Here is an 8,737-nt window from a genome sequence, read left to right as displayed (position 1 = left end):
TCTATCTCTCCAGATGTACGGAGTTTTTTCAGAAATCAAATACTAGTCCTATATTAATAGTTTCAGCCATTTTCAAGGCTAATTTAGCATATCGAATCGCTACTGATTTCAATTGTTCATCTGGGATCTGGCTGAGATTATTAGCAAAATTCAACCGAGCATGAATAGATGGCTCAGGTGATAACTCCAAAAAGGCAGAAGAATTTTCATCTATTTGATTTACTAATACTTGGATCTGTTGATTAACTTTCTGATAAAGGTTCGCTTGATTTTGTTGATGACTAAGCCATTGTTCCCAACTGATCAGCAAAGTTAAGTGATTCAACTGAGCTTGCAGTTTAGCTGATTTGGAGATATTTGGTATGTTTTCTAGTGTTTGATAATACCAGAGTGATTTTTGCGCTTTTTGTGGAATAATGTTAGCAATCTGCTCTCGAAAAAGTGGTTCCTCTATCCAAGAATATTTATCTTGTAATTGCTGATAAATTGACTGTTCGATATTACCCAGAGACAGATAAATTTCACTAATCTTTGATGAGGATACAAGTTTTGCCAGCGTTAATGTTTCTTGTAGAACTGTTTCCGATTCATTTAACTGACCCAAAATCCGCAAGACTTCTCCTAGATTCTGTAATCCAAGGAAGTTAACTGATGTTGGTTTCTGCTTACCGATTACTGCCATCAGTTGCTCTTTTTGAGCAAGAGCGGGTTGTTGCAAAGTCGTGTCACAAAGACCTAGATTTGTATTCAACTTTAAAGCTTCTAAAAGTGTATTGCAAGCTTCTTTGTGTAATCCTAATGCTTGGAAAGCAAGGTTTTGATTAATCAGGCTTTCTGTAATTCCCTCTTGGTCGTTTAGTTGGCGATAAATTTTGGTAGATTCCTGCCAAGTTTTTAAAGCTTCATTCGCCTGATCTAGAGCTAATTGTTCGTGACCTGATGAAGTCAGGGATGCCGCTTGATTTTTGAGAAATTCTTTTTCTTTTTTTATAATCTGTGCAGGGGAAGATGATTGAATTAAAATTATAGACAGCCCTAGAATGCCTGAAAAAAGATATTTACAGCAACATTGAGGTGAGATCATTTTTATATCTTTTTACCGATGAGATCCTGAAAAACAAGAACTTGCAGACAGTGAAGCATTCTCCCAGGTTGGATTTGCTTGGTCTGTTGTCAAAACTAAATTACCTTGAGAATCTCGAATCAAAACGTTGGCTTCTATGATTTGTGTAGCTTGGTTACTTATTAATGATTTTGGATTATGTGAATTATTAAAAGCTGGAACTGGAACAGAGCTACTTTGCTCAACATTGTTATACATCAGGTTGTTAGGCTTAGATTGGAGGTTGCGAGTACTACTAACTCGAAAACTATTTACTTCTGTGCCTGCTCGTGCCTGACAAACTGGGGTGATTTCAGGAGTTATTGGAATTACTTCTGCTTTTAGTTGAGTAGGGTAAATGTTAGTATCAGCGATGTTGTATTTAACCGTACCCTTAATTCCGTACTTGGAACTAGCTGTAATCACGCTATCAGGGGAAAAGAAAAGTCCCTTAGCATTAATTGTGATATTCCCACCACGACCCTCAAAGGCATTTGCAGTGATGCTGCTATTTTTTATTGCAACTAGGATATCTGTGTTGATAGTGATGTTGCCGCCGTCGCCATTACCCCCGGCAGTCGCAGTAATGATACTGTCACGTAATTGTAAGTCACCAGAGTGTAAGAAAATGTCGCCTCCTTCCCCATTAGTGCCCCTCTCTGTGCCAGCTGTGATAGTACCTCTGTCTAGATTGATACTGTCTGCGTTGATTCGGAGGGTTCCTGCATTTCCTTGTCCTGGCTGAAAGTTGAGATTTTTTGGAATTTTTTCACCACCAATATTTACTCTCCCACCATCAGTGACAGTTAATCGTTCTGCTTCGATTGTCAGATTTCCGGCCTTTCCAGTTCCTCCAGTTCGAGCTGATATTCTGCTAGGAGAATTACCAGTTAATGACTTTCCGGTTACTTGCACTTCTTCGTCAGCAGTTATAGATACGTTGCCTCCCGAACCCTGCCCAAATGTGCCTGATGATATCACTCCTCCAGAGCGTAAACTTAACCGCGCAGTTTCAATCTTGATGTTACCGCCAGATCCGGTAGATCCTCGTTGGGCCAAACTTGTTATGGAACTGCCTGCATTTCCTGTTGGTTTTCGCAACACTTCCACTGAATCATGAGCTAAGACCTCTATGGAACCAGCATTTCCGAAGCCATACGTACCAGCAGCGATCCCTGCTCCATCCCGGACATTTAACCGCCCAGTTTCAATATTGATGTTGCCACCAGCTCCGGTAGCTTTTGGGTAAACTAGGCTCGATATGCCAGTGTTGAAAAACGAATCAATTTCTGGTAATCCCACTAGGTTCACTGAATCTGAAGCATTGATTTTCAATGTTCCTCCCGTTCCTGCTCCTAATGTGCTGGACTCAATCTGAGAACCACCGTCTAGCATTAGCTTCATGGCTTGTATTTGAATATTGCCACCACCATCACCACTGGCATCAACTGCTGCTGCTCCAGACAACTGGATCTCTCCAAAGGCTGAGATGCCTGAATATCCCAACGTCCAGCCTTTATCTGTAGGAATCAGGTTGACCAAACCCGCTCCAGCCACGCTGCCTAATTCAATCTGTCCCCCTGTTGTTTTAAGCGTTCCGCGTGAGAGTACTATATCACCACCCACCAAAGCTAAGGTTTGATTTGGCTGCACGCGCAGACCAGAACTAGTATCTATGAGGTCTGAAGTTTTTCTTATACCTTGGCCGTCCCCAAAAACGCGAATATTTCCAGCATTTGTCCCAAATCCTAATCCCACAGGCACGCTCACTGTCAAGAGAGGTTCTGCACTACTAAGGGGTTTAGCATCGAAGGAGATGCCATCAGCAAATTTAATATTACTGGCAGTAGTGCCGAAAAACGAGCCGCCAATGTTCAGTGAAGCATTCAGCCCAAAAATAATCCCATTGGGATTAATAAGAAATACGTTGGCTATGCCGTTAGCTCGAATTAAACCATCAATATTAGATATTGAGCTACCCGTCACTCTTGTCAAAATGTTTTGGATGTCTGGAGCATTTTTGAAGTAGACTGCGCTTCCTGTGGGTACAGAAAACTGTCCAAAGCTATGGAACAAATTGCTTCCGACTTGGGTTCCTCCCGTTATCGCACTGGTATTATTATCCTCTCGTGTGACGCTGGAGTTGACTCTTAGGGTTGCATCGGGAACAATTTGTGCCGCAATTGGCTCCCAAGGCAATAGACAAAACAAGGTGCTACCCTTGATAAGCCAGGATAAAGCTTTTGTCATAAATCATGGTAAAAGTTTTTTGGTTGATCTCTGAATTATTTTTAGTACAGACTTGCACCCTGCACCCGAATGATTACCAGTTATATAGATTAATAGTAGCGGTAGCGTCTTGTCAAATTGGATTGGAGACAGAGGCTTTTCTCTAGTAGTAAAACTGTTAAGATTTTCTCAAATCCGAGCGAAAGCGATCGGGAGTAAAATACGTTTGTGAATTTATCAGTGATGAACAGAAAACGTAGTGAGTCCTTTAATGAAGTTGCAGAAATCTATGATGCAGCACGCCCTAGCTATCCATCTCAATTAATTGAAGATGTAATTGAGATGGCTAATCTTCCAGATTCAGCTTCAATTTTAGATATTGGAACAGGGACAGGTAAGGGAACTGTTCCATTTGCTGAAAAGGGCTATGCTATCTGCTGTTTAGAGCCAGGTGAAAGACTGATTGCAATAGCATCTCAAAATATGCGTTTATATCCAAAGGTGACATTTGAGACAGTGACTTTAGAGGATTGGAACTTACGCCCAAAAGCCTTTGATTTAGCAATATCTGCCCAAGCCTTTCATTGGGTAAATCGTGAAAAAGGATATCCAAAAGTTGCACAAGCTTTAAAAGAAAAAGGTTATATTGCATTTTTTTGGAACTTCTCTATTTTACCAGATACTTCAATATTTCAGGCACTCAAAGAAACGTTTCAAAAATATGTACCTACAATATCTAATACTAAACCATCCTCAGTTGAATCACTAATAAAAAAGAGAGAAAAATGGATATTAAATAGCTTTTGTTTCAAAAACCTAGTGGTCAAACAATATGCTTGGTCTATTGATTATGATGCAGAGCAATATTTAGGTCTTCTGAAAACTCAAACTGCTTATCAAAAATTTACTGAAACTGAAAAGCAGAATTTTTCTGATGCTATTATACAGATATTAAATGCTCATGGAGGATATGTTACTAAACCCTATTTATCGGTTCTTTTTTTTGCTCAAAAAATTTAAATCAGCCCCTTCATTCTAAATAAAACTCAATGTCGAGTGTGGGTTACAACTCATCTCAAACCCGATACGGAAAAACTACGGGTTTAAACCTAGATGAGATTTATATAGTCACACCAAATCCAATACCCTCTGTCAAATAATCAAGCTTTAGCCGTTGTTTTACACGTCTGCTGAAGAGGGTATTTCTAGAATACACCCAAACAGTATTTTGTTGTTGTGGTGGCTCTGGTGTGGTGTTTTTTTTTTGATAATTGCTCTATGAGATTTTTTAATGAGTTTTATATTTGGTAGTGCTTTAAGGCTGCAAAATATAAAAAGCAACGAAAAACCCCATCCTTCATACAGGTTGGGGGGATAGATAAAAACTCTATATTTCCATGATGACACAATTCAATATTTGTTCGACTGCTGTCAGCCTAGAGGTGGGGCAATGAACAAACCACCATCTAGACGCAAGAAAGTTATCCCTGGGGCATCTGGTGAAGCAAAGCCAGCCGCCGACTCTGTAAAGGAAAATACTTTTGAGCAAGATAACCCAGCCTCAGCAACGATTACGGTTACTGCTGTTGAAGTTACAGAGTTGACCGAAGAAGAACAAAGCTTACGCTTGCAATTGGAACGTCAGGTAGAAAGGGCATTTTTGTCAGCAGGTCAGGCGTTGATGGAGTTGAGGGACAGACGGCTGTACCGTTCCACGCACCGTACTTTTGAAGAATACTGCCGCGAATGCTTCAATTATAGTCGTGACGCGGCGTACTTGAAGATTTCGGCGACTGTGGTTTATGAAAATCTTCAAAAGTTTTTGCCGACCATTGGTCGGCAAATTCCAATGCCGACCAACGAACGACAATTGCGCTTTTTGGCGAAAGCAGAGTTGGAACCGGCTGTACAAGCGGATGTCTGGCAGCAGGCAGTAGAGCAAGCTGGCAATAAAATTCCATCCGGTCGCATAGTGAAAGACGTAGTGGATAGGATACGCGAAAGCACGAAAGTACCCAATCCTTACCACGTTGGGGAGATATGCGTTCTCTTGCCAAAAGATAACCCAGACTTGAGAGGTAAAGCGGGTTATTGGGGCGTGGTAACTCATGTTGGCGAATACAGCTGTACACTCCAGACATGGGATGGTGACTACACCGTAAAAATCGAACATCTGAAATCACTGGAATTACTTGATGAAGATTGCAAATTCATGCAGCAGTTATGTGTGAGGTTACGGCAGTTGCATCAAGTAACCAACCGTGACGAGGCTGTGGATTGGCTGTTGCAGTGGTTGGGGAAACAAGCCAAACCTTATTTATCTTCGTTGCAGGCAAAATTGCTGGCGTTTATGGAACGGGAGTACAAAATTGAGTGGAGGCAACAGAAATGATGGTGTAGCGAGGAAACAATAATTTAATGCAACAAAGTTCACTTATCGAGTTTTGTTTCAAATATTTCTCGCCACAATTCAAATTCTGGACAATTACACCAAAGGGTAACGAACCCATCAAAAAGTTTAGTTCCTGAATTTTGAACTCCCCTTGGGAGAACTTGGATCAAGATAGGAATATCTAAATCACATTTCCAATTTTCTATTTCTTTTTGAATTTGGGCAATAGTGTCTTGATGGAATCCTCGGTCGTTGTTGGAACACTGAACAAGTAAACATCCATTATCAGAATCTTTGACTCGCTTGAGCGAGAAATTAATTTGCGTCCACATTGATTGGACTTCATTGAAAATATTAGGCAAACCATAGTGATTGCCTAATATTGCCTTTCGGCGTTTCGATTCACCCATAAGTCTCCCTCAGCAATACAAATTTTGACAAGGATGACGAAGAAGATAAGGAATCTTCTAACGACGAATAAGCTCAATAGCACTCAGACTAGCCGTCTGGGGGTTATTAACTACTAATACTATTGTACCGATAAATCAAGGGTTTCAAGTATTTTGCAGTTGCCAAAATTGGGGATTTTGCTTTCACCGGATCTGTCATCCTTGCAAGCTTTGCTGCTGGTGGCTGTTGAGAGAGAGTACAACCTGGTTTGTCAGCAGCAGAAGTGATGAATTTATTGAGTGTCAAAGCAGCTTGAAAGTTCAAAATTTTAAATCAAATCGGGTAGGTGTTAGTAATTGGAGAACTTTTCACCCAAATATTCCGACTGTTATAAAAATCACCACGCTGTTCTAATGTAAACCCACCCAGCAATAATCCCAACCAGACTTCTACCATCGGCATTTGCAACACACGTTGCAGTTTAACCAAAGAAATCTCATCTTTGACATTGATCAGGTAATTAGCGATGGCACTTTGCCATTTTTGGACATCCTCATCTGATGCCAAATTGCGGACATCTTCTAAAGTTGTCACCTCATCAAGCATTGCCAAAACATTCGCTTTTTCAACAGGCGCTGCTACAGAATTGTCCTCCTCAGTAGGATATGAAAATTGGTGTGGCCCATGTGGTTTAAAGGTTTGTGGTGTTGGCGGTTCAATCAAATCATCTAAATCAAGGTGCATTGTTGTCCGCACTAGACCAGCAAAGAGATCGGTGCTAATAATTGGGCCCTTTGGGTTATTGCGATCGCGGGTATCTTGCAACAGCACTTCGGCACGAGACTTGAGAATATCCGCAATTTGACTGAAGGCAAGCGCTGCGGTTAATAACTGTGCCTCCAAGGGTAATTTTTCTAACTCGGCATCCAAACAATCCCACATAGCATCAAGGGAAGAAGTTGGTGGAGATTCAGACAACTCATCCAGCACATCCCAAATTGTTAATTGGCGGTATGTGGTCATTGAAGAAATTCAGGATTTAACGGGCAGGGTCGCACTGGACAGTAACTTGAAGCAATCTCAAACATATCTTTATATTGATAGAGCGAAACACCATATTGTTTCGCAAACGCCTGCAACACCTGATCTGTATAGGCGCGGATCTTACCAGCCGTTAGCCCAAAACAGTGAATTGGTTCTAAGCGACAAATAGGCTGTTGCCCCAGCCAGAGTTCTGCGCCCAAGGCGTGCAATGGTTTATCCCCAGGTTCTTTATATAGATACAACACAGCAAAATATGTTGCTGGGGGTTCGACGGTGATAGCATCTAGTTGCGCGGAATTATCATCGGTTCGACGACGGTAGAAGGAGCGGCGATTATGGCAAACTTTAGGATTCCAGCATCCATCCCCATTTGTCCCATGCAGCACCTTGGCTTTAGCTGTTGGTAACTTGGCACATAACTGGCACTTGGGATCTAATGGTTTGGGCATAGTCTATTCCACTTCTTCACCGATTGCCCGATAATAAGCAGCGATCGCAGCTTCTTGCTCACTGCGAAGGGTATAGCGCCGAAACGCTTTCTCGCTTTGATGTCCTGTTAGCTTACGGGCATGGCTGGGGTCAACTCCCAATAGCAATAAGTCAGTGGCATAGGTGTGGCGAAAGGAGTGAGGGTGCAAATCCTCAATGTGAGCTATTTCACCGATTTTTTCTACAGCAAAGTAAATGCCGTGATAACTTAAGCGATCGCCCTTGTATGAAGCATGGTGTGAAATCATCAATGGACTGAGGCTGGTCAAAACCTCTCCTTGCTGTGAGCGCAATTGCAAATATTCTGCTAAAACTTCCCGGCTCTCTTTTTTTAGTGGAACCAAGCGTGGTTCATTGGTTTTGGTGTCTGGTAAAAATAGCAGCTTGCCATCAAATGAGCCAACATTTAGCTGTACAACTTCCCCAGCCCGAAGTCCATGACTAAGGATGTGGACAAGTGCTGTATCTCGTTGCTTTGTTTCTTGGAGCAATTCCAAAGCTGACCACACCCGCTCCATTTCTTCAGGGGTTAAACTCTGGGCTGGTGGTAGTGGCACTTTTTCCAGTTTTATCCCCAGTGTCGGTAAGGTAGAAATAATTTCAGGATACGTGTAGGACATCCATTTGAAAAAGCTTTTGAGTGCCGCAATTGAGGCATTGATGCTGCTTTTTGAAAGCGGTTTACCTGCATCAGTCCGCAGTTCATCCCGCAGATACTCTTTATATAGTGCGAAGTGACGCGGGCGTAGCTCATGATAGTGCAGCTCACTCCACGCCAAAAACCTTTTGAGTTCGCGTTCGTAAAGCTTGCGGCTGTTGGGTGCGAGATTGTTGCTGCGTAAAAATTCCAGAACTTTTACCCACCGAATATCGGTTGGTGGTCTTGTACTACTTGTACTAGTGGCGCGCCCAAGGAGCGATGCAGTTTCAGCGTTTAGGGGAATAAGTTTAATCGGAGGTAAGTTATTTAGTTCAGGGTTATTCACAATAATTATGCGATCGCACTGGGTGGCTCTGAATTTAAAAATTCAGTATATGTCACTGTAAGGATAAAATGAGCAACTTTGAAAGCATAAGTTGAGCAACAGATT

9 protein-coding genes are annotated in these 8,737 nt (G+C 41.8%); 2 read left to right on the top strand and 7 right to left on the bottom strand.

The window, feature by feature from the left end:
- Positions 1 to 28 precede the first annotated feature (28 nt).
- Together RM368_RS37390 and RM368_RS37385 are read right to left on the bottom strand one after the other, a co-directional pair.
- On the bottom strand, positions 29 to 1,084 hold the full coding sequence (locus RM368_RS37390) for a hypothetical protein (RefSeq protein WP_322698740.1): 1,056 nt from the start codon (positions 1,082 to 1,084) through the stop codon (positions 29 to 31).
- Positions 1,085 to 1,096: 12 nt separating this feature from the next.
- On the bottom strand, positions 1,097 to 3,352 hold the full coding sequence (locus RM368_RS37385; RefSeq protein WP_322698739.1) for a filamentous hemagglutinin N-terminal domain-containing protein: 2,256 nt from the start codon (positions 3,350 to 3,352) through the stop codon (positions 1,097 to 1,099).
- Positions 3,353 to 3,559: 207 nt separating this feature from the next.
- On the opposite strand from RM368_RS37385, the gene RM368_RS37380 reads away from it, so the two are divergent.
- Together RM368_RS37380 and RM368_RS37375 are read left to right on the top strand one after the other, a co-directional pair.
- Positions 3,560 to 4,351 (top strand): class I SAM-dependent methyltransferase, encoded by a 792-nt coding sequence (locus tag RM368_RS37380; RefSeq protein ID WP_322698738.1) that lies wholly within the window; start codon positions 3,560 to 3,562, stop codon positions 4,349 to 4,351.
- A 430-nt stretch (positions 4,352 to 4,781) separates the two neighbouring features.
- Positions 4,782 to 5,723, top strand: a complete 942-nt coding sequence (locus RM368_RS37375) for a hypothetical protein (RefSeq protein WP_322698737.1) — start codon at positions 4,782 to 4,784, stop codon at positions 5,721 to 5,723.
- 38 nt (positions 5,724 to 5,761) lie between these two features.
- Here the strand turns inward: RM368_RS37375 and RM368_RS37370 are convergent, their stop codons facing one another.
- From RM368_RS37370 to RM368_RS37350, 5 genes are all read right to left on the bottom strand, one after another.
- The gene (locus tag RM368_RS37370; protein ID WP_322698736.1) at positions 5,762 to 6,133 is read right to left on the bottom strand and encodes a hypothetical protein; all 372 of its coding nucleotides are present in this window, start codon (positions 6,131 to 6,133) and stop codon (positions 5,762 to 5,764) included.
- A 106-nt stretch (positions 6,134 to 6,239) separates the two neighbouring features.
- Positions 6,240 to 6,437, bottom strand: a complete 198-nt coding sequence (locus RM368_RS37365) for a hypothetical protein (RefSeq protein ID WP_322698735.1) — start codon at positions 6,435 to 6,437, stop codon at positions 6,240 to 6,242.
- Between the two features lie 9 nt (positions 6,438 to 6,446).
- Positions 6,447 to 7,136, bottom strand: a complete 690-nt coding sequence (locus tag RM368_RS37360) for a hypothetical protein (protein ID WP_322698734.1) — start codon at positions 7,134 to 7,136, stop codon at positions 6,447 to 6,449.
- A complete protein-coding gene (locus RM368_RS37355) occupies positions 7,133 to 7,606 on the bottom strand; it encodes a hypothetical protein (RefSeq protein WP_322698733.1) in 474 nt (157 codons plus the stop codon). The genes RM368_RS37360 and RM368_RS37355 overlap by 4 nt, the downstream gene beginning before the upstream one ends.
- A gap of 3 nt (positions 7,607 to 7,609) precedes the next feature.
- The gene (locus RM368_RS37350; protein ID WP_322698741.1) at positions 7,610 to 8,635 is read right to left on the bottom strand and encodes a site-specific integrase; all 1,026 of its coding nucleotides are present in this window, start codon (positions 8,633 to 8,635) and stop codon (positions 7,610 to 7,612) included.
- Between the last annotated feature and the right edge of the window lie 102 nt (positions 8,636 to 8,737).

The sequence above is a fragment of the Nostoc sp. DedSLP03 genome (assembly GCF_034530815.1).
Lineage (GTDB): Bacteria > Cyanobacteriota > Cyanobacteriia > Cyanobacteriales > Nostocaceae > Nostoc.
This window is presented reverse-complemented; position numbering and strand designations above follow the sequence as displayed.